General features: G+C 68.7%; 19 protein-coding genes and 1 pseudogene. 7 read left to right on the forward strand and 13 right to left on the reverse strand.

Annotated elements, in window-relative coordinates; genetic code table 11:
* Nucleotides 1-131 precede the first annotated feature (131 nt).
* Together FGL94_RS11205 and FGL94_RS11210 are read left to right on the forward strand one after the other, a co-directional pair.
* A complete protein-coding gene (locus FGL94_RS11205; protein WP_144924942.1) occupies nucleotides 132-617 on the forward strand; it encodes a ferritin-like domain-containing protein in 486 nt (161 codons plus the stop codon).
* 43 nt (nucleotides 618-660) lie between these two features.
* Complete coding sequence (locus FGL94_RS11210) at nucleotides 661-1,101, forward strand: metal-dependent transcriptional regulator (RefSeq protein ID WP_144924945.1); 441 nt, start codon at nucleotides 661-663, stop codon at nucleotides 1,099-1,101.
* Between the two features lie 30 nt (nucleotides 1,102-1,131).
* Here FGL94_RS11210 and prf1 read toward each other — a convergent pair whose 3' ends face one another.
* The 5 genes from prf1 to FGL94_RS11235 all read right to left on the reverse strand — a co-directional run bounded on the left by prf1 (nucleotide 1,132) and on the right by FGL94_RS11235 (nucleotide 7,914).
* A complete protein-coding gene (prf1, locus tag FGL94_RS11215; protein ID WP_144924948.1) occupies nucleotides 1,132-2,382 on the reverse strand; it encodes a peptide chain release factor aRF-1 in 1,251 nt (416 codons plus the stop codon).
* A gap of 263 nt (nucleotides 2,383-2,645) precedes the next feature.
* A complete protein-coding gene (gene argS, locus FGL94_RS11220; protein ID WP_144924951.1) occupies nucleotides 2,646-4,454 on the reverse strand; it encodes an arginine--tRNA ligase in 1,809 nt (602 codons plus the stop codon).
* Between the two features lie 190 nt (nucleotides 4,455-4,644).
* Nucleotides 4,645-5,172 (reverse strand): VOC family protein, encoded by a 528-nt coding sequence (locus tag FGL94_RS11225; protein WP_144924954.1) that lies wholly within the window; start codon nucleotides 5,170-5,172, stop codon nucleotides 4,645-4,647.
* Nucleotides 5,173-5,286: 114 nt separating this feature from the next.
* On the reverse strand, nucleotides 5,287-6,219 hold the full coding sequence (locus FGL94_RS11230; RefSeq protein WP_144924957.1) for an NAD-dependent epimerase/dehydratase family protein: 933 nt from the start codon (nucleotides 6,217-6,219) through the stop codon (nucleotides 5,287-5,289).
* Nucleotides 6,220-6,303: 84 nt separating this feature from the next.
* Nucleotides 6,304-7,914 carry an ABC transporter permease gene (locus FGL94_RS11235; protein ID WP_144924960.1) on the reverse strand — a complete coding sequence of 537 codons (1,611 nt, stop codon included), beginning with the start codon at nucleotides 7,912-7,914 and terminating at the stop codon, nucleotides 6,304-6,306.
* Nucleotides 7,915-8,028: 114 nt separating this feature from the next.
* Here FGL94_RS11235 and FGL94_RS11240 point away from each other — a divergent pair, with 114 nt between their 5' ends.
* From FGL94_RS11240 to FGL94_RS11250, 3 genes are all read left to right on the forward strand, one after another.
* Complete coding sequence (locus FGL94_RS11240; RefSeq protein ID WP_144924963.1) at nucleotides 8,029-8,592, forward strand: gluconate 2-dehydrogenase subunit 3 family protein; 564 nt, start codon at nucleotides 8,029-8,031, stop codon at nucleotides 8,590-8,592.
* Entirely contained in the window at nucleotides 8,589-10,196 is a 1,608-nt protein-coding gene (locus FGL94_RS11245; RefSeq protein WP_144924966.1) for a GMC family oxidoreductase, read from the forward strand. Before FGL94_RS11240 ends, FGL94_RS11245 begins: the two co-directional genes overlap by 4 nt.
* Nucleotides 10,197-10,413: 217 nt before the next feature.
* Nucleotides 10,414-11,067, forward strand: a complete 654-nt coding sequence (locus FGL94_RS11250; RefSeq protein WP_241659162.1) for a dolichyl-phosphate hexose transferase — start codon at nucleotides 10,414-10,416, stop codon at nucleotides 11,065-11,067.
* A gap of 330 nt (nucleotides 11,068-11,397) precedes the next feature.
* On the opposite strand, the gene FGL94_RS11255 is transcribed toward FGL94_RS11250, so the two are convergent.
* From FGL94_RS11255 to FGL94_RS11275, 5 genes are read right to left on the reverse strand one after another with little or no spacing between them, the layout of a single operon-like run.
* Nucleotides 11,398-13,650, reverse strand: coding sequence for a DUF7846 domain-containing protein (locus tag FGL94_RS11255; protein ID WP_144924972.1), 2,253 nt, complete (start codon nucleotides 13,648-13,650; stop codon nucleotides 11,398-11,400).
* Between the two features lie 21 nt (nucleotides 13,651-13,671).
* A complete protein-coding gene (locus tag FGL94_RS11260) occupies nucleotides 13,672-14,817 on the reverse strand; it encodes an extracellular solute-binding protein (protein WP_144924974.1) in 1,146 nt (381 codons plus the stop codon).
* 39 nt (nucleotides 14,818-14,856) lie between these two features.
* On the reverse strand, nucleotides 14,857-16,038 hold the full coding sequence (locus FGL94_RS11265) for an alpha-1 4-glucan-protein synthase (protein ID WP_144924976.1): 1,182 nt from the start codon (nucleotides 16,036-16,038) through the stop codon (nucleotides 14,857-14,859).
* A 49-nt stretch (nucleotides 16,039-16,087) separates the two neighbouring features.
* A complete protein-coding gene (locus FGL94_RS11270) occupies nucleotides 16,088-17,281 on the reverse strand; it encodes a lysylphosphatidylglycerol synthase transmembrane domain-containing protein (RefSeq protein WP_144924979.1) in 1,194 nt (397 codons plus the stop codon).
* A 55-nt stretch (nucleotides 17,282-17,336) separates the two neighbouring features.
* Complete coding sequence (locus FGL94_RS11275; RefSeq protein ID WP_144924982.1) at nucleotides 17,337-17,606, reverse strand: hypothetical protein; 270 nt, start codon at nucleotides 17,604-17,606, stop codon at nucleotides 17,337-17,339.
* Nucleotides 17,607-17,657: 51 nt separating this feature from the next.
* Here FGL94_RS11275 and FGL94_RS11280 point away from each other — a divergent pair, with 51 nt between their 5' ends.
* Together FGL94_RS11280 and FGL94_RS11285 are read left to right on the forward strand one after the other, a co-directional pair.
* Complete coding sequence (locus tag FGL94_RS11280) at nucleotides 17,658-17,948, forward strand: hypothetical protein (protein WP_144924985.1); 291 nt, start codon at nucleotides 17,658-17,660, stop codon at nucleotides 17,946-17,948.
* 45 nt (nucleotides 17,949-17,993) lie between these two features.
* Entirely contained in the window at nucleotides 17,994-18,554 is a 561-nt protein-coding gene (locus FGL94_RS11285) for a rhomboid family intramembrane serine protease (protein ID WP_144924988.1), read from the forward strand.
* 93 nt (nucleotides 18,555-18,647) lie between these two features.
* Here the strand turns inward: FGL94_RS11285 and rpsJ are convergent, their stop codons facing one another.
* From rpsJ to FGL94_RS11300, 3 genes and pseudogenes are all read right to left on the reverse strand, one after another.
* Nucleotides 18,648-18,956, reverse strand: coding sequence for a 30S ribosomal protein S10 (rpsJ, locus tag FGL94_RS11290; RefSeq protein ID WP_004048854.1), 309 nt, complete (start codon nucleotides 18,954-18,956; stop codon nucleotides 18,648-18,650).
* Nucleotides 18,957-18,959: 3 nt separating this feature from the next.
* Complete coding sequence (gene tuf / locus FGL94_RS11295; protein ID WP_144924991.1) at nucleotides 18,960-20,225, reverse strand: translation elongation factor EF-1 subunit alpha; 1,266 nt, start codon at nucleotides 20,223-20,225, stop codon at nucleotides 18,960-18,962.
* A 186-nt stretch (nucleotides 20,226-20,411) separates the two neighbouring features.
* Nucleotides 20,412-20,793: pseudogene (locus tag FGL94_RS11300) on the reverse strand (homoserine dehydrogenase); the annotation flags it as partial.

Genomic DNA, 20,793 nt, shown 5'->3' on the forward strand with positions numbered 1-20,793 from the left:
TCGGCGTGCAACGTCCCCAGAGCCGCGCCGCTCGCGATCGAACGGCGATCGAAGGGGAACTCCTTAAGTCGGACTACGTCTGAGATGACGTGTATGCGAACGGTCGTATCGAACGGTGACGGGTGGTCGCCGTGAGCGTGAGCCAGCGGATCGCCTCGGACGACCAGCTCGCCCGGTTGTTGCAGATCGGGATCGTGCTAGAGGAGGTCGTGGAAGCGCGGGCGCACCACCACTACCAGAGCCTCGACGCCGAGCTCGACGAGGAGATCGAGACGCTGCTCGCGGACGCCGCCGAGGAGTCGGCCGAACACCGCCAGCGGCTCGAATCGCTCATCGAGGGGCTCGGCGTCGACAGCGTTCCCTTCGACGAGATCGAATCGCTCGTGGACGCGCGGTACGGGCGGACCCAGCCGGAGGACTTCGACGGGATCCTCTACGACCAGCTGTGTAACGAGGAGACCGCCTACAAGTTCTACGACGACCTCATTGAGGCAATTGAGGAGTCGAACGCCGAGTTCTCGATCGACCGCGAGGAGCTCCTCGACGAGCTGCACGCGATCCGCGAGGACGAAGCCGAGGGAGTCAGCGAAGTGACGGCGGTCATGGAGCGACGATGAACCGGGGGATCGAACCGACGACGAGCGCCGACGGAGGGAAGCCGTGAACACCGCAGACCAGTACCTCAAGACGATATACGTCGTACAGAAGCAGGAAGACGGTCCCGCCTCGACCGGGTCGATCGCCGATTCGCTCGGGGTCAGCCCGGCGAGCGCTAACGAGATGATCGGGAAGCTCGAGGAGCGCGGACTGGTCGAGCACGAGAAGTACAAGGGAGTCCAGCTCACCGACGACGGGATCGTGCGGGCGCGAGACGCGCTCCAGACCTACTGTATCATCGAGCGATTCCTCGCGAACGTGCTCGCGGTCGAGGAGTTCCGCGACGAGGCCCGCGAACTGGAGGCGGTCATCGACGACACCGTCGCCGAGCGGCTCGACACGATCATCGACCGGCAGCCGGAGTGTCCGGACTGCTTCGACCCTGAGACGGACGCATGTGCGTGTCTGGAGATCGCGGCGACGCCGGTCGAACCGGAGCAGTAGACCGGAGAGATCGGATTCCGACGCGTCCGATCAGACGCCCGTCGAGTAGCGGAGAATGCCTGCGATTCCCCCGAACGCGTCGAGCAGCTGTTCGCCCTTCTCGAAGTCCGTGGAGATGAACTTGGTGTCGGTGCCGCGCTGTTCGGCGATCGCCATCAGGTGTTCGATCACGTCCTCGCGCTCGTCGACGTCGGCCTCCTCGCCGCACTCCGAACATTCGTGCGATGGGGTTGAGTGTCGCGAGTCGACCACCTCGTACTCCTCGTGGCCGTTCGGGCACTCGTAGACGACCACGTCGGAGCGGAGGTCCTCGGAGATGAGCAGACGGTCGACCGAGCCCATGATCAGGTTCCGGCGGGTCTGATCGAAGCCGTACGTGGCCTCGTCGCCGGTGTTGAGGTTCTCGAAGAACTCCTCCATGTGGCGTTTGTCCTCGACGATCTCCTGGTCGGCGAGCGCCTCGCTGGCGTTGTCGACGAGGTCTTTCAGGCCGGACTCGTCGGTGTACGCCACGTCGAACTTGCCGAGCACCTTGTCTTGAAGCTCGTGGTGGAGGTAGTCGCCGTCGAGGAACTCGTCTTTCGTCGGGGAGGGACCGCCGACGAGGATGCCGTCGAGCTCGTGGCGCTTGTCGACGAACAGGTCGTCTGCCATCCCCGCGACCTCTTGGTAGAAGTTGTCGATGGCCTCCAACCGCAGGCGGGCGAACCGCTGGGCCGACTGACCACCTTTCCGCTGTTTGCCGGGGACGAGCGAGGAGGCGGACTTGACCGCCTCGACCCGCTTGCCCTTCAGCCAGCCGACGTTGGCCTCGCGGCGGTCGAGGACGATGAGCCCGAACAGCCCGGAGTCCTCCAGCATGTGTTCGAGCGGTTCGGTGAGGAACTCGGAGTCGCAGTGGTACCGGAACGACTCGACGGGCTGCGGGGGCGACTCCAGCGTCCGAGTGACCATGTCGGTCTGGCCGCCGCCGGCGTCGATCGCCCCCGAGAAGATCACCATGCCGTTCTCGGGCGGGAAGGTGTCGTAGTAGCGGAGGCGGTCCTTGATCGAGGTGAGCGCGTCCTGGACGGCCGTCCGGGTCTGCTTGGACTTGATGTTGGACGCCTCGCTGTGTTCCTGGGTGACGTGGGCGACCACGTCGGAGATCTGCCGATCCTCGGGGATGTAGATGGTGACGAGCTGCGTGCCGGAGCCCTCGAAATCGCGGAGCTCCTCGATAACCTTGCGGAACTCGTACTTCCGCCGGTCGTCGCTCGCCTCTTGGGCGTCGCTACTCATTACCCTAAATACGGCAGGTGCGTGTAAGTAAGCTTTGACCTCACCGCCAGCGCGACGGTACCGCGCCACACGGACCGGCGATCGCAGAGGTGTTTATAAGCAACTGCGGTGGCGTGCGCCCACCTCGCGGCTGGGGCTTTGGAACGGTTCACCGCTGATCCGTCAGCGACCGTTTATAAATGAGTCGACGGGGACGGAGGCACACTCACCGTTCCGCCGACGACAACACCCCAACCGGGGAAAGACGAATTATCGCCGCGCTCCTACATCGACTCGGGCGCCTCGACCCCGAGCACGTCGAGCGCGTTCGCCATCGTGTGTTTCGCGGCCGCGACGAGCGCGACGCGGGCGGCCCGCAGTTCCTCGTTCTCGGCGGTCACGACCGGACACTCCCGGTAGAAGGCGTTGTACGCGTCGGCGAACTCGCGGGTGAACGTGGCGATCGTGTGCGGCTCCAAGTCGTCCGCCGCCGACTCGATCGCGGCCGGGAAGCGGGCGACCTCGCGGAGGAGGTCGCGGGCCTCGTCCGTCTCGAAGGCCGCGGCGTCGACGTCGAGGGAGTCGACGTCGACAACCCCGTCTCCGTCCGCCGTCACGCCCGGCACCTCGACCCCGGCGTCGGCCGCCTCGGCTAAGATTCCGCAACAGCGCGCGTGGACGTACTGGACGAACGGGGCGGACTGCCCCTCGAAGTCGAGCGCGTCGTCCCACTCGAAGGTGATCGCCTTCGCGGGCTGTTTCGAGACGATGTCGTACCGGACCGCGCCGATCCCCACCTGGTGGGCGATGCGCTCGACGTCTTCCTCGGTGAGGTCGTCGTCGCGGATGCGGTCGTCCATCCGGCTCTCGACCGCCTCGCGGGCGCGGTCGATCGCCTCGTCGAGCAGGTCGTCGAGCATCACGCCGGTCCCCTTCCGGGTGGACATCTTCCCCTCCGGGAGGTTGACGTACGAGTAGATGACGTGGCCGAGCCGGTCGGTGTCGTTACCGAGCAGTTCGAGGGTCGCGTCGAGCTGGTCGGCCTGCAGCTTGTGGTCCTCGCCGAGCACGGTGACGGCGCGGTCGTAGTTGTCGAACTTCCACTCGTGGTGGGCCAGGTCGCGGGTGGTGTAGAGGCTTGTGTCGTCGGACCGGAGGAAGACGAGGTTCTTGTCGATACCCCAGTCGTCGAGCTCCAGCTGCCACGCGTCCTCCTCGTAGACGGCGTGGTCGGTCTCCTTGAGCCGCGCGGCGATCTCGTCGGTCGAGCCGTCGCGCATGAACCGCGTCTCCTTGACGAACTCGTCGAACTCGGCCGGGAGCCGCGCCAAACAGTCCTTCATCCCGCCGAGGACGGTGTCGACGACCTCGCCGACGCGTTCGTACGTCTCCTCGTCGCCGGCTTCGAGGCCCTGTAGGATCGCGGCGATTTCGTCTTCCGCGGTCTCGACGGCCTCGGGGTCGGCCTCTTCCAAGTACGCGTTCCCCTTCCGGTAGTAGCGGACGAGGTCGTACTCGGCGCGGTCGCGGGCGGGCTCCTCGTCGAGGTCTGACTCGTCGAACCGCTCGTACGCCCACGTGAACACCGCCATCTGTCGGCCCGCGTCGTTGACGTAGTAGTGACGGTCCACGTCGTAGCCGGCGTACTCCATGAGGTTCGCGACCGCGTCGCCGACGATCGGGTTGCGCGCGCGGCCGACGTGGACCGGGCCGGTCGGGTTCGCGCTCGTGTGCTCGACGACGACCGAGGTGTCCCGATCGGGGAGCGCCCCGTAGCCCGCGTCGGGAGCGGCCGCGTCGAGCGTGTCGACGAGGTAGCGCTCGCCGGCGTGGAAGTTGACGTACGGGCCGGCGGTGTCGACCGCGGCCAAGTAGTCGTACCCGTCGACGGCGACCGCGTCCGCGACCGTCGCGGCCACGTTCGGGGGCGCGTCGCCGACCTCGCCCGCGAGCCGGAAGGCGACGCTGGAGGCGAGCGTCGCGTCCATGTCGTCGGGCGGGCGTTCGATGCCGAGGTCGTCGGTCGGGAGGTCCAACGCGTCGAGCGCGTCGCCGAGCGCGTCGGCCACCTCCGACCGGAACTGCCTGAACATACCGTTCGTTCGTCGGTCGCCGTAAAAGGCCCTTCCGAAGCGGCGACGGGGTGTGACGGGACGAGAGGCGAATGCGCTCCGGGCCTGCGTTCACGGGTGTTCGTCGTTGGAACCGGACCCGAAGCGGCGGCAGCGGTAGCCGCCGGCTGCAAGCGGGAGCGTCGCTCCCGCTCCGCCTCCCGCGAGCGCCTCAGGCCGAATACGTGCGGTCCGGATCGGGCATCGCATCGAGGTTCGCCGCAGTCTCGAAGATGACTCCATTGAGTTCGTCCGCCGTGTCGAAATACCAGAATGAGACGCCGTCGTCCGTATCTTCGGGGCCGAACGTCCCGCTCTGAATGACGCCCATGTCGGCCGCTTCGAATTGTTCGATAACTGCCTCGTCGTCCTCGAAGGCGAAACAGCCGATGTGATGGAGCCCTTCCCCGTGAGCCGACAGGTGTTCGGTGTAGATGCTCTCCCCCTCCAAGGGTTCGATGAGTTCGAGCATCGTTCCGCCGACGTCCGTGATTGCTAGGGCCATCGAATAGTCGTGTGGTTCGCCGTGATAGGTCCGGTCTGTCAGCCGTGGCGGCTCGAATCGATAGACCTCCCACTGGTCCACGCCGAGGATGCCGGCAAATCGGTTCATCCCATCGTCCAGATCTTCGACGACGAACGCGACCTGGGTTATTTCGGGTATCGTCACATCTAGTTGTGGAATGTTCTCTGGGATCATATGTTAGAATAGTAACACGGATCGCCCTTATAAATTTGGGAGCGCCATATCCGCTCTTCGAGGCGTGTCAGGTCGTCCGGCGGCCGTCGCCCGTTGTCCGGCGAACGGCGTCTATTATTCGACGATCTCGTCGATCAGCTCGCTGGCGCTCCGCCGGACTGCCGCGTCGCTCTCGATCGACGGCTCCCAGCCGAGGTCGACGAGCCGCTCGATCGACAGGCGCATCTTGGGCACGTCGCCGGTCCAGCCGCGGTCGCCGCCGGTGTACGCGTACTCGGGATCGACGCCCAGCTCGTCGCTGACGATGTCGGCGATGTCCGTGACCGACGTGGTGGTCCGCGTCCCGAGGTTGTACACGTTCAGGTCGTCGTCCGCGTGCTCGACGACGTGCTGGATGGCGTCGACGCACTCGGAGACGTGCATGTACGACTTCTCCTGTCGCCCGTCGCCGAGGATCTCGAGTTCGCTCGGGTCGTCGTCGAGCTTCTGGATGAAGTCGGGGATCACGTTCCCGCGCTGGTGGGGCCCGACGATGTTCGCGAAGCGGAACACCCACGACCGGACGCCGTACGAGTGGGCGTGCGTCGAGATCAGCGCCTCGTCGGCGAGCTTCGAGGAGCCGTAGATGGAGATGGGTTCTAAGGGCCCGTAATCCTCCGGCGTCGGGCGGGGCGCCTCGCCGTACACCGTCGAGGAGGAGGTGAACGCGAGCCGGTCGACGCCGACCTCGTGCATCCGATCTAAGACGTTGTACGTCATCGCCGTGTTGGCCTCGAACAGCTCCCGGTCGTCGCCGTAGTTCGTGTCGGTGTACGCGGCGAAGTGGAAGACGATGTCGAGGTCGTCCGTCACCGCCTCTGCGACGTCGTCGGGGTCGGTGAGGTCGGCCCGGACGAACTCGACGCCGCTGGGGACGCGCTCGCGGTCCCCCTTCGAGAGGTCGTCGGCCACGCGGACGGTCGCGCCGCGGTCGCGGAGCCGCGCGGCGAGGTGGCTCCCGACGAGCCCCGCGCCGCCGGTGACGAGTACGGACGAGTCATCGAGCATACGCGCGAGTCGTGTCACGCCGGTAAGTACGCGTCGGTCGATCCGCGTCGGCGATCGCGTCGCTCCCGCAGATCCGCTCCCCGCTCAGATCCCCTCTCTGCCGCCCTCCTGCGCGAGGATGACGACCATCGAGAGCCCGGAGATGACGAGCAGGATGAGGGTCGGAACGACGGCGTACTGGTACAGCGCCGTCTCCTGGGCGCGCCAGATCTGTGTGACAATCGTCTCGAAGCCGGAGGGGCGGAGGATGAGCGTGACGGGGAGTTCCTTCATCGTCGTGAGGAAGACGAGGGCGGCGCCGGCGACGATTCCCGACCGAGTGAGCGGGAACGTCACGCGTCGGAACGCTCCCATCGATGACTCGCCGAGGGTCCGACCGGCCTCGACGAGCTTGGGGTCGACCCCGAGAATCGCGGTCCGCGTCGAGCCGACGACCTGCGGCAGGAATCGGACGACGTACGCGAACACCAGCAGGGGGAGCGTCTGGTAGAGCCACGGGAGATAGCTCGAGCCGAAATAAACCAACGCGAGCGCCAACACGATGCCGGGGACGGCGAAGCCGACGTAGGTCGACCGCTCGAACAGCGTTGACAGCGGGGTGTCGTGGTTCGCGGCGAAGTACGCGACGGGGATCGCCGCCAGCGCGGCGGCGACCGCTGCCGCCGCGGCGACCGACACCGAGTTGACCACCTGAATCGGTTCGAACGCCATCGAGGGGCGCCGACCCACCTCGGATCGGAGGAGCCACAGAAGCAGGATCCAGAGCGGGACGACGAGCGAGACTCCCGCCACTGACGCGGGCAGGAGCGTGGCCGGCCACCGCCACCGACCGAGGCTGACGAGGCGGTCGGTGGTGCCCGCGTCGTCCCCCGGCGCGTCCCGGTTCGACCGGACCAGCCACTCCAGCGCGAGCACGACGAGCACGACCGCGAGCAGTTGGAGGGAGAGCAGCGCGGCGTAGTCGCGACCGAACGCGTTGTACTCGACGTAGATCTGCCGGGTGAACACCGGGAGACGCATGATCGACGGCGTGCCGAAGTCGGAGACCGCGTACAGCGCCGCCAGCAGCGATCCGGCGGCTATCGCCGGCCGGATGACGGGGAGCGTCACCCGCCGGAACGCCTCGAGTCGACCGTGATTCAGCGTCCGGGCCGCCTCGATCAGCGTCGTGTCGAATGAGAGGAGCGCGGCGCGGGTGGTCAGGTAGACGTACGGGTACGTGTACAGCGTGATCACGAGGATCGCACCCGGGAGCCCGTACACGTCCGGAAACCGTTCGATCCCCAGCGGCGAGAGCACGTCGTGGAACTCCCCCTGTGGACCGAAGGCGGAGACGAACGCGAACGCGCCGACGTAGCTCGGCACGACCAGCGGGAGGGCGGCGACGATCGACCAGAACCGGCGGAATGGAAGGTCGGTCCGAGCCGTGAGGTACGCCAACGGAACGCCGAGCAGGATCGAGAAGGCCGTTACGCCGCCCATAAGCAGGAGGCTGTTTGCCAAGATATCGGCGGTCGCGGCGCTAAAGAGCAGCTCCATCGCCCGCGCTCGCTCGACGGTGACGGCCTCGATCACCAGCCACGCGAGCGGGAACACCATCGTCGCGGCGATGGCCGCGGACAGCAGGGTCAACCCGAGCGGAAGGCGGTCGTCGCCGTCGGTCAGGAAATCGCGGATCCGGCGTGTCAAGCTCATGGTCCGAGAGGCGAGGTACGTTTCGGAGGGAGGTGGCACCGACCGTTAGCAGTTCCGATCCGGTCGTCGATCGGGTCCGACGGATATAATAGTTTAGGGAGACCTAAATCGAGCATGGAACTGACGCGGCGCGACGCGGCGGCCGCGCTGGCCGCCGTCGGCGCGACCGGTGGGGTCGCCCTCACGGCTCGACGCGCGGGCGACGATCCGGACAACGCCGGCGGCGCGGCCGACGGCGAAGGAGGGGGCGACGTGCCCCCCAACGAGGAGTCGGTCCGCACGTCGATGGCCGCGGTTGCGGCGGTCATTTACCCGAGCGAGGTCGACGGCGTCGAGGCGTTCGTCGACCGCTTCCTCGACGGGCGGCTCGACGGGTCGACGCACGCCGACGGGCTTCGCTCGGCGGTCGATGAGCTCGACGACGCGGCCCGCTCGTGGCACGGCTCGCCGGTCGCGGACCTCCCCGAGAGCGACCGCGATAGATTCCTCCGAGAGATTGGCGCCGACACAGCGGAGGAGGACCCGGACGGGACGCTTGCAGAGCGGGTGCGCTACTACGTCGTCAACGAGCTCCTGCTCGCGCTGTACGCCTCGCCGACCGGCGGCGAACTGGTCGGACTGGAGAACCCGCAGGGACACCCCGGCGGGGCCGAGAGCTACCAGCGGGGGCCGCGATGAGCGCGGGGGACGCGGTCCGCGATGTCGACCGGTCCCCCGTCCCGAACGCGGACGTCTGCGTGGTGGGCGCCGGTCCCGCGGGCGCGCTCGTCGCGGACCGGCTTGCCAGTGATTACGAGGTAGCCGTCCTCGACGCCGGACCCCGGTTCGATCCCGTAGACCGGCTCGCGCGACAGGAGCGATCGATCCGCCCGAGCTACGACCGCCCCGACGTGTGGGACGTTGGCGGCGAGCGCGACGCCCACGCGAACTCCGGCGAGTGGTTCTACCCGCTGAACCACGCCCGCGTCAAGGGGGTCGGAGGGTCGACCCTCCACTGGCAGGGGATGGTGATGCGGCTCCACGAGGACGACTTCGCGTCCGGGACCGAGCGCGGAGTGGGCCCGGACTGGCCGATCGACTACGCCGACCTCCGGCCGTACTACGCCGAGGCCGAGCGCGAACTCGGCGTCGCGGGCGCGTCGGACAATCCCTACGCGCCGCCGCGCGAGGAGCCGCACCCGATGCCGGCGTTCGAGCCCTCCTACAGCGACTCGCTGTTCGCCGAGGCGTGCGAGGAGCTCGGGATCGACATGCACTCGGTGCCGAACGCGCGCAACTCCGAGCCGTACGACGGCCGGTCCGCCTGCGTCGGCTACGGCACCTGCCAGCCCGTCTGTCCGGCCGGGGCGAAGTACGACGCGACGGTCCACGTCGAGCGCGCGGAGGGAAAGGGAGCGGCCGTCATCGACCGCGCACCCGTCCAGCGGCTCGAACACGACGCCGACCGCGTCACCGCCGCGGTGTACGCGACGCCCGACGGGACCGAACACCGGCAGACCGCCGACGCCTTCGTCGTCGCCTGCGGCGGCGTGGAGACGCCGCGGCTCCTGCTGCTCTCCGAATCGGACGCGTACCCCGACGGCCTCGCCAACTCCAGCGGGACGGTCGGGAAGTTCTTCATGGACCACTTGTTCGCGGGCGTCGGCGGCACCCTCGACGAGCCGACCCGCCAGAACCACGTCGGGTTCTACACCAGCGCGTGCGACCAGTTCTACGACGAGGCCGACGAGGAGGTCGGCCCGTTCAAGCTGGAGTTCTTCAACTACGCCGGCCCCTCACCCGTCGAGGAGGCGCTGACCGGCGACGACTGGGGCGACGAGTTGCTGGATCGGCTCCGCGACGGCTACGGCACCCACGTGGCGATGGGCGGGCTGGTCGAACAGCTCCCGCGATCGGACAGCTACGTGACTCTCGACGACGAGCGCACCGACGACCGCGGCAATCCCGTCCCCGAGGTCCACTGGAACGTCGGCGATCGGGCGCTCCGAACGATCGAGCGCGCCAACGAGATCCAGCGGGAGGTGCTGGAGGAACTCGGCGCCGATATCGAGTGGGTCGCCGGCCCCGACGCGACCGGCCCCGCCTACCACCACATGGGGACGACCCGGATGAGCGCAGATCCCGCCGCGGGCGTGGTCGACGCCGACTGCCGGACCCACGACCTCGACAACTGCTGGATCGCCTCCAGCAGCGTCTTCCCCACGGGCGGCGCGATGAACCCCACGCTGACGATCGCCGCGCTCGCGCTGCGCGTCGCCGACGACGTCGAGCGCCGGCTCTGACTCTATTTTAGGCAAACCTAAAAACTCAAGTGTGTGGAGCGGTCTGTTCGAGGTAATGACCGGGTCACTCACCGCGAACGGATCGGCCGAGGAGGTCGACGAGACGAGGAACGGCGCATCGACAGCGACCGACGGCGACGCGACAACCGTCGACGGCGACCACGTCGACGGCGAGCGCGACGGAGAACACTACACCTTCGACGACCTGAGCGTCGTCATGGGGACGTACAACGAGGAGGAGGCGATCGGGACCGTCCTCGACGACATCGAGCGCGTCACGGACGGGCGCGCCGAGGTCGTCTGCGTCGACGGCTCCTCGGACCGGACTCCGGAGATCGCCCGCGAGCGCGGCGCGACCGTGATCGAGCAGGAGCCGCAGGGGTACGGCGTCGCCGTTCGGGAGGCCGTCCTGACGCCCGACCGCCCGGTCGTCGTCACGACCGACTGCGACGACACTTATCCGATGGACCGGCTCCCCGACTTCCTCGAGGCGGTCAACGACGGCGCCGACGTGGTCAGCGGCGACCGGCTCTACCACGGCGCGAAGTCCATGCCGGCGTTCAACCGGTTCGGAAACAAGGCGTTCGCGGCGCTCGCGTCCCTCCTGATGGGCGAGCGCGTTCACGACACCACGACCGGGATGCGCGCGTACCGCCGCGAGGTCGTGCAGGACGTCGGATGGACCGAGAACACCGGGCTCTCCGCAGAGCTGCTGATCCGTCCCCTGATGCGCGGCTACGACGTGCGCGAGGAGCCGATCGAGTACGCCGAGCGACTGGGCGAGACGAAGCTCGACCCGATCGAAGGGGGTGCCGCCATCGCGAAGTCGATCGTGACCGTCTGCCTCGAAGAGCGGCTCCGACGGTTCTGAGGGCTGAACGGGGCCTCAGAGGCGAGAGGGTTTTTTACAGTACCACGGACTGCCGGCGCCGACTATTTATAAATAAACGAGGCGGTGGCGCGCCCCGGTGAGCGGCCGATAGGCCGCGAACCGCCGGTGCGAGGGAGTCGCTGGCGGCTAACGCCGCCAGCGACGAGGCTGGGGAGGCGTGAGGCTGTGCGGTGCGGACGGGTGGGACTCAAAGGGGCAGTCGCCGGCGCTACGCGCCGGCTGCCAGAGGTGCGCGAGTCCTCGCGGCTGGGGCTTTGGAGGTGTTCACCGCGGATCCACGTTCAACTGCTTATAAACAACCGCCAACGCTCACCGGTCTTCGACGCCTTCAGCGTCCGTCTCGAACACCACCCACTCGGCGTGGGCGTCCGGGTTCTCGGGGAGGTACGTCCCCTCGGTGCCGCACTCGGTAACCAGCCGGCACACCGAGCGCTCCGGGGGCCAGACGACCTCGACGCCGTCACCTTCGACATCCCCATCGACCCGAGCCGTCGCCTCCTGCCGGTAGGTGAACGTCGAACCGGTCGGATCGACGAGCGTCACCGTCACGATCGCCTCGTCGCCCTCGGGGTCGATCGGGACGGTCGCGTTCGGCGCGCCGGCCAGCCGCGCGCCCTCGGGGCCGATCGACCAGTCGACCGAGAGCGACCCCTCGGGATCGGTCACGACGTAGCGCGCGAAGTCGTCGTCGCCCGGGCTCACCCCGTCAGCGCCGCGCACGGTCTCCACCCGAACCCGCGCGGTCTCGACGCGCTCGGGGACCCCGACGGTCGTCGTCGCCTCGACCCGCGCGCCCTCCCGGACGTCGAGCGGTTCGAGCTTCGGGGCCACGTGGCGGGTCGGGTCCGGCGTCCACTCCCCCTGATACGCGTACCGGCGGAGGTCGCGGTCGGGGTACGCGTCGATCACCGCGAAGTCCTCGACCGGGTCGCGGTCGAGCGCGTACACCACCTCGCCGTCGAGTCCGGGGTCGTTCCGGAGCGACTGGAACGGGTGGTTGTGCCACTCGCCGTACGGCGTCGGAACGAACACGAGGTCGTCGTCGAAGTCGGTCGACTCGATCGGCTCGTAGGCCGCCTCGTACTTGTCGGCGAGGGGCGCGCTGCGCTCGATCGGCGTCGAGACGGCCGCGGCGCCCGCGACGCCCGCGGTGACTAACGCGAGGGCGACCCCGACCGCGACGACCGCCCGGGCGGAACGCGGCGAGATCGCGGCTTCGAGTCGCCGGCGGACCGCCGGGAGCGCCCGCCACGCAGCGCCGACCGCGATCCCGCCGAACACCGACAGCGGGACGAGCAGGTCGAAGTGGTAGAACGGTCCGAACTGCGAGACGAACCCGTCGGTCGGGTCCGAGAGGGTCCCGAGCGCGTTGTGGGTCCCCCAGAAGAACAGGTTCCCGACGACGACGGAGACCGCGACGCCGCCGACGAGGAGCCCGGCGGTGCGCTCGAACCGGCGGTCGCCGGGAGCGTCCGCATCCTCCACACCACCGACCCCGCCGACCGCGCGCGCCCCGCGTCGCCACCGGCGAACCGCCAGCGCACCGCCGGCGAGCGCGAGGGCGGACCCGAGCGGACCGGCCGCGACCCAGCGCGTCAGGAGGAACCACAGCGCGTAGCCGTTCGAGCGCACCGCGAGCCCCGGGGTGTAGTCGGCCGAGTGGCCGAGGAGCCGGCGCTCGCCGAAGCCGGGCCCGTCCATCGGCGCGAACGCCGCGTACGGGAACGTCAGCGGCGAGCCGGTCATCCGGAGATTGTACGCGAGGGTAACCCCGACGAACAGCGTCCCGAACAGCGCCGTGAGCCCGTGGCGGCGGACGGGGCCCGGAAGCGGGCGCAGACCCGCGTTCCGGAGCGCGGCACCGACTCGGACCAGTGCGTGGAGGATGAACGGCGCCGCGAAGAGCACCGCGGTGTACGGCCGCGCGAAGAACGCCACCCCGATCGCGAGCCCGGCGACGCCGGCCGCCGGCAGCGACCCGTCTCGAACGCTCCAGAGGTAGGCGACCGCGAAACAGAGGTTGAGGAACGTCGTTGGCGCGTACGGGAGGAAGACCGCGGAGGTGGCGACCGCCATCGGCGACGCCGCGAACAGGACCGCGGCCGCGAGGCCGACTCGGCGACCGAAGACCGACGCACCGAGCAGGTACACGAGCGCCGCGTTGCCGGCGGCGATCGCGGCGAGCGTGATCCGCGGCTCACCGAAAAGCGCCATCGAGACCGCGTACATCGCGGCGGGGACGGGACTGTACTTCGGGTAGAGCCGCCCGCCGTCCTCGACGAAGAACCACGGGTGGAAGGCGTCTGCGAGCGCGCCCGCGTGCAGCTCCAACTGCCCGGAGAGCAGCATCGAGGCCTGCATGAGGTACACCCCCTCGTCGTGGTTGGCGGAGTGGTACGCGAAGACGGTCGCCGCGACCGCGAAGACGAGGGCCCCGAACCCGACGGCGACGACGGCGGCCGCGAGCGTGAGGCGGTCCGCGCCGGCGAGCCGGGCGCGGCCGCGGCTGGCGAGTCGGAGTGCGAACCGGCGCAGGCTGAAGGAGTCGGGACGGGACGACACGGAAGTCGGTGCGGGAGGGACCTAGACCTCGACGCCGGCGTCGCGCATGAGGTCGATGGTCGTTTCGAGGTCGGACAGCTCTGCCAGGTCGATGTCGGGGACGTCGAGCTCGTCGATCGTCGGCAGGTCGCCGACCGGCTCGACATCGGGGATGAGCGGGTATTCGAACGTCGACCGGGCGAAGTAGTCCTGCGCCTCGGCCGACAGCAGGTGGCGGACGAAGTTCTCCGCGAGCGTCGCGTCGCTCGCCGTGTCCACGACCGCGGCGCCGGCGACGTTGAACACCGCACCCGCGTCGCCGCTGGTGAAGGCCGTGCCGATCGACGCGTCGGGGTTGCCGTCGAGGACGCGCTGGATGTAGTAGTGGTTCGTGAACGCCGCGTCGATCTCCCCGTCAGCGATCCCCTGACAGGCGGCGAACTCGTCGTTGTACGGGGTGATACCCGACTCGACGACGGCCTCAAGCCACTCGCGGGTGGCCTCCTCGCCCTCGATGAGCCGCATCGCGGTGACGAACGCCTGACAGGAGCCGTAGGAGGGCGCCCAACCGAGACTGCCGTCGAACTCCTCCGGGTACGCCATGATGTCGTCGGGGAGGTCCTCCTCGGAGAACTCCTCGGTGTTGTACGGGACAGTGCGCGCACGTCCCGACGTGCCGATCCACTGCTCGGTGCGGAACTCCGATCGGACCATGTCGGTGACCTCCGAGGAGAGCGCCTGCGTCCGTCCCGCGTCGGCCAGCGCGCCGAGTGAGCCCGCGTTGACCGAGTAGAACACGTCGGCCGGCGACCCCTCTCCCTCGTTGACGATCGCGTTCACGTGATCGGTGGAGCTGTTGTACCGGACCGTCAGGTCGAAGTCGTCGTACTGGTCCTCGATGTACTCGACGAGCTCGCCGACGAGGAACTCGCCGCGGCCGGAGTACACCGTGAGCTCGCCCTCCAAGTCGGGCATCTCGGCGATCGGCGTCCCGCCGGGGAGCCCGCGCCCCGCGCGTCCGGAGCCTATCTGTCCGATCGACGACTCGGCGTCGCCGCCGTCGTCACCGTCACCGCCCTCGCCGTCGTTGCTTTCTCCCATACAACCGGCGATCCCCGCGGCGCCGAGCGCGCCCGTGGCCGCGAGGAACCGCCGACGGTCCACGTCGTCTGGTAGGTAGTCGGTCATGTGTTTTAGGCTAACCTAAATACTTTTAGTGGTGTCGGTTCAGTCGTCCGCGACCGCCGGCGTCCGGCGGAGCGCGGCGAGGCAGTCGAGCCAGTCGCGCATGTGTTCGCCGACGTGCGTGAAGAAGGCGCCGTTCCGGTACTCGTCGAACTCGCCGTCAGCGAGCCGGTCGGCCATCGCGTCGTACACGGCGGCGTAGTCGTCGGCGTCGACGCCGGCGTCATCAACCAGCTCCCAGAGGTGCTCGTTGAGCTCCAGCCCGGCGACCTCGTTGTGGAGGTCGTCGAACGTCGAGCGGGCGGCCTTGTTGTGCTCGCACAGCGGGCCCCCGTTGTAGATCCGCTTGCCGAGCACGTCGCAGGCGCGCTTTAAGAAGACGCCCGACCAGATGTCGTCGAACCGGCCCACGTCCCACTCGTTGTCGTCCATCGGGAGCTGGTAGAACGCCGGGATCACCTCGCGCCGGAACGCGAGGTTCATCGAGCAGACGGTGAGGTAGTTGCCGCGCGCGGCGACGAAGTCGCTCCCGAAGTCGCCGGCGGTCGTCCGCGTCTGCGCCTGTCCCTCCAGGTCGCCGTCCATCAGGATCCGGACCGCGTCGAGGTCGGGCACGTTCGTCCACAGCCCCTGCGAGGCGACGACCTCGCCGGACTCGACGTCGACCGCGTCGGTCTCGACCGTCTCGTCCATCGCCGAGTACGGGTACCCCCGCGGGTAGAGTCCGTGTTCGTCGGCGTTCTGATAGAGGACGTTCACCCAGTTCTCGTCGGAGCTGACCGATTCGATCTCGCCCTCGAACGCGAGGTTCTCCATGTGGCGCCCGAAGTAGTCCACGTCGTCGTGCGGGAGCGTGTCGTCGTCGATGAACAGGCCGTACTCGAAGGAGTCGTCGGCCCACATGTAGAGGAGGCCGAAGCTCGTCTCGGCGTGGCTCGCCGCCGGGACGACGTGATCGTACTCCGCGACGCCGTTGGCCTCGTACCACTCCTCGCGGCGGCTCCCGTCGAACACGTCGCCCGAGACGTCGAGGTCGTCGAGCATGACGCGCATCTCCTCGACGTCACAGAAGTCCTCGGTGACGAGCACGAAGTGCAGCCGGGAGACGTCGAACCCGTGTTCCCTAGCGTTCGCGACGTACTCGCGGAGACATTCGTACTCCCGAATCGTGGGGACGATCACGCAGATGTCCCCGCTCGCGGCGCCTGAGCAGCATTCGTCCATACTCCGATTTTTTTAGGCTGGCCTAAAAACCTGGCGGTGTAGAAGACGGCTACTCCCGCTCTCCGCCGGCGTCCGGCGCCGTGTCCCCGGCGGCGCTCCCACCGTCGGACTCCACGGCGACGTTCCCACCGTCGGCCTGTACCGAAGGGGCCGACTCGCCGTCCCCCGTGGGACCGGCCGTCGGCGAGAGGCCGAGCGCGAGCGCCGCGGCTCCGCCGCCGGCGAGCGTGACCGCGTTCTTCAGCGCGTGGTCGAGGATCGCCGCCGCGAGCGCCGTCTCGACGGGTAGTCCCGTCGCGCTCACGACGAGACCGGTGAACGCCGCCTCGTACAGCCCGATCCCGCCCTGCGAGAGCGGGAGCACCTTCGCGAGGTTGCCGACGCTGACCGCGAGCGTCCCGACGACGAGCAGCGTCGGCGTCGGGACGATCCCCCCGATCCCGCCCGTGAGCGCGGCGAGCACGAGGACGGCCGTGAGGACGTCGAGCGCCCAGACGACGGCGCTCCAGAGGAACACCGCACCGAGGCGTCGGGGGTCGGCGGCGACGACCCGAACGGACGAACCGAATCGGACGATCGCGTCGACGGCCCGCGAGAGGCGCGGCCGCGCGACCGGGGCACGGAGCGCGGGAGCGAACCGCCGATCGCTCCGGGCGACCGCGACGGCCGCGACCGAGAGGATCCCGGCGACGACGGCGATACCGGCCGCGGCCGCGAGGGCGGTCGACGGCGCGACGGCGCCGACCGACTCGCCCGATCCGGGCGACCGGCCCGTCAGGAGCAGGACCCCGAGCGCGACGCCTCCGAGGACGCCGATCGCCACGAGGTCGAACGCGCGCTCGACCGCGAGCGAGGCGATCCCCGTCGGGTACGACACGTCCCGTCGCTCCTTGAGCAGGTACGCGCGAACCCCGTCGCCGGCCCGCGCCGGGATCGCGAGGTTCGCGGTTTGGCTCGTGAACACCGCCGCGGTGAGGAACCCGACCCGACAGCGCCGACCCATCGCCGCGAGCACGTCGGCGTACCGGCGGCCGCGGACCGGCCACGAGAGGACGTAGACGACGAGGGCGGCGCCGAGAAGCGCCGGGTCCGCCGCCATGGCCGCCGCGACGACCGCGTCAGTGTCGAGGGTTCGGACCACGACGGCGACGCCGACGGCGAGAACGGCGAGCGTCCCGACGACCGTGAGCCGCTCGCGCGAGAGGTGGCCCCGGATCCGACATCGAACGCGGCCGTCGGTCATCGGTCCGCCGCCGTTCGGCGGCGTTCGAGGAGACGTTCAGCGCACATACGTTGATTTAGGCCAGCCTAAAGAACAAAAGGTTGACGGTCCGTATCGCTCCGTCGAGGCCTGACACCGCCGACACGACGCACCCATTCGACAGAACGCGGTCACCCGACACAACGCACTTACGATGTCCGACCGTGCGGCCGCGTATGTCCCTCCCCGAAACCGAGACGGCGAGCGAAGCGGCGGTCCTCGCGCGGGCCGACCGCTTCGAGTGTGTCTCGTCGACCGCGACGGTCCGCCGGCGGCGATGGACGCCGACGCCGACGACTCCCCTCATCGACCGACAATCGTCGGAATCCGTTTGTGTGTAGAATTCGAAAGACAACACATGACCGAGGCCGAGTTCGACGCCGAGCGCGTCCGGATGTGGCTCGTCGAGCGCACCTACTCCGACGACGAACAGAACATGGTGATCCTCACGTACGCCACCCCGGACGGCGAGCGCTACTTCCGGAAGGAACGAGCGCTCACCTCCTTTACCGACGTGCGAGACACGACCGCCGCCGTCGACGCCGAGCCCGAGAACGTCGGCGCGGTCGACGACCCGACCGACCGCGAACGGTACGCGGCCGAAGCCGAACGGATGGCGCGTAACCACGAGCCGGACGACGTGATCTGACGGCTCCGATCGCGTTTAACTCGCTCCGGCGCAAACGACCGGGCGATGCGCGCCACGCTCGAAACCCTCGCGGTCGCCCTCCTCGTCGGAGCCGCGCAGCTCGCGTTGAGCGTCGTCGGCCTCGCGGGAATCTTCGCGCTATCGACGCCGCTCGCCGTCGCTCCGTGGACCGTCGTCACCAGCGTGTACGCACACGGATCGGTCGGCCACCTGCTGGCGAACGCGCTCGCGCTCCTCCTCGTCGGTCCGCTCGTCGAACGCCGAACCACCCGCCCCCGGTTCCACGCGTTCGTGGTCGGTACCGGCGCGCTCGCCGGGATCGCACAGGTGACGGTCAGTGGGCTGCTCGGTCCCCCAGCGGCCGTGTTAGGACTGAGCGGCGCCGTCTTCGCGCTCGGCGGCTACCTCCTCGCGGGCAACGTCGTGAGCACGACGCTGTTCGACCGGCTACGGCTCCCCGCCCGGGCGCAGCTCGCGCTGCTCGGGCTGGCCGCCGTCGTCCTCACCGCGACGACCGCAGCGCCCGGGGTCGCGCTGATCGCCCACGCGACCGGGGCGTTCTGCGGGCTCGTCGCCGGACGCGCGGGACTGCTCGACGTACGGTGAGCGCGGGCGTGGTGCGGCCTGAACGCCGAACGGCAGCACCGCTAGCGAGTGTGAAAGAAAACGAAGAGAGCGTGTGAACGGACGCCCTAGCGCTTAGTCTTCGAGAACGATCTCGATGCTGACGTCGTTCGGCACTTGGACGCGCATGAGCTGGCGGAGCGCGCGTTCATCGGCGTCGATGTCGATCAGACGCTTGTGGACGCGCATCTCCCAGTGCTCCCACGTCGCCGTCCCCTCACCGTCCGGGGACTTGCGCGACGGGATCTCGAGCGTCTTCGTCGGCAGCGGGATCGGGCCCGACAGGGCGACCCCCGTCGAGTCCGCGATCTCGCGGACGTCGTCGCAGATGTCGTCGAGGTCCTCGGGGCTCGTGCCGGCGAGGCGGACGCGTGCCTGCTGCATCGATTATCGCTCGTTGACTTCGAGCACCTTGCCGGCCGCGATGGTCTGACCCATGTCGCGGATGGCGAAGCTGCCGAGTTCCGGGATCTCGCCGGACGGCTCGATGCTGAGCGGCTTTTGCGGGCGCACGGTGACGACCGCGGCGTCGCCGGACTTGATGAAGTCCGGGTTCTCCTCGGCGACCTCACCGGACGACGGGTCGATCTTCTGATCGATGGACTCGATCGTACAGGCGACCTGCGCCGTGTGGGCGTGGAAGACGGGCGTGTACCCGGCCGTGATGACGCTGGGGTGCTGCATGACGACGACCTGCGCCTTGAACGTCTCGGCGACGCTCGGCGGGTCGTCGGCGGGACCACAGACGTCGCCGCGACGGATGTCGTCCTTGCCGATGCCGCGGACGTTGAACCCGACGTTGTCGCCGGGCTCGGCCTTGGGCACTTCCTCGTGGTGCATCTCGACCGTCTTCACTTCGCCGCCCACGTCGGACGGCTGGAAGGAGACGTTGTCGCCGGTGTTGAGGATCCCGGTCTCGACGCGTCCCACGGGGACAGTCCCGATACCGGAGATGGTGTAGACGTCCTGGATGGGGAGTCGGAGCGGCGCGTCCGTCGGCGGCTCGGACTCCGGCAGGTCGTTGAGCGACTCCAGCAGGGTGGGGCCGTCGTACCAGTCGGTGTTCTCGGACGGCTCGGCGACGTTGTCGCCCTCGAACGCCGAGATGGGCACGAACGTCGTGTCGTCCGTCGCGAAGCGGACCTGGTTGAGCAGGTCCTCGACCTCGCTGATGACCTCCTTGTAGGAGTCCTCGCTGTAGTCGACGAGGTCCATCTTGTTGACGCCGATGATGAGCTCGTTGATACCCAGCGTGCGGGCCAGGAACACGTGCTCTCGGGTCTGAGGCGCGACGCCGTCGTCGGCCGCGACGACGAGCACCGCGTTGTCGGCCTGCGAGGCGCCCGTGATCATGTTCTTCACGAAGTCACGGTGGCCCGGGCAGTCGACGATGGTGAAGTAGTAGTTGTCCGTGTCGAACTCCTGGTGGGCGATGTCGATCGTGACGCCACGCTCGCGCTCCTCGGCGAGGTTGTCCATCACGTAGGCGAACTCGAAGCCGCCCTTGCCCTTCTCTTCGGCTTCCTCGCGGTGCTGCTCGATTACGTGCTCGGGGACGCTCCCCGTCTCGAAGAGGAGGCGACCCACGAGCGTACTCTTGCCGTGGTCGACGTGGCCGATAATGGCCAGGTTCTGGTGCGGTTTGTCACTCATGGGGTAATCACGCGCTAAGGCGCTCTGTGAGTAAGTTTCGGTTGATTCCACTAAAACGGTTTCGATACGGCCCACAGACTATCGCGGCGCCGTCGGGCGATTCTCGACAACGCGGGGCACGGGAGATCGACACACGACCGGATTCACGTCCCGGTTCGCGGTGACGCGGTTCGCGGTCGTAACGGCTTACTCCAGCCGACCCACGTCCCCGAGCACCGCGCTGGCGGTTTCGGGACCGCCCGCCCCGCGCCCGGAGATGTTGAGCCGACCGGCGTGCGAGGTCTCGATCTGGACGATGTTCTGCGTCCCGGAGACGGCGAGCGTTCCGTTCTCGGGGACGAGCCGGGGCGCGACTCGGACCGTGTCGCCCGTCGCCTCGCCGATGAGCCGGACTGTTCGACCGTCCTCGGCGGCGAGCCGGAGCGCGGAACCGGGCACGTCGCGGATCCCCTCGACGTCGGCGTCGTCGAGCGTGAACTCCCGGGCGTCGCCCGGGTCGTCGGCCGCGCCGAACGAGAGCACGTTCGCGAGGATGACGCACTTCAGCGCCGCGTCGGTCCCGTCCACG

The sequence above is a fragment of the Halorubrum salsamenti genome, assembly GCF_007671685.1.
Taxonomy (GTDB): Archaea; Halobacteriota; Halobacteria; order Halobacteriales; family Haloferacaceae; genus Halorubrum; species Halorubrum salsamenti.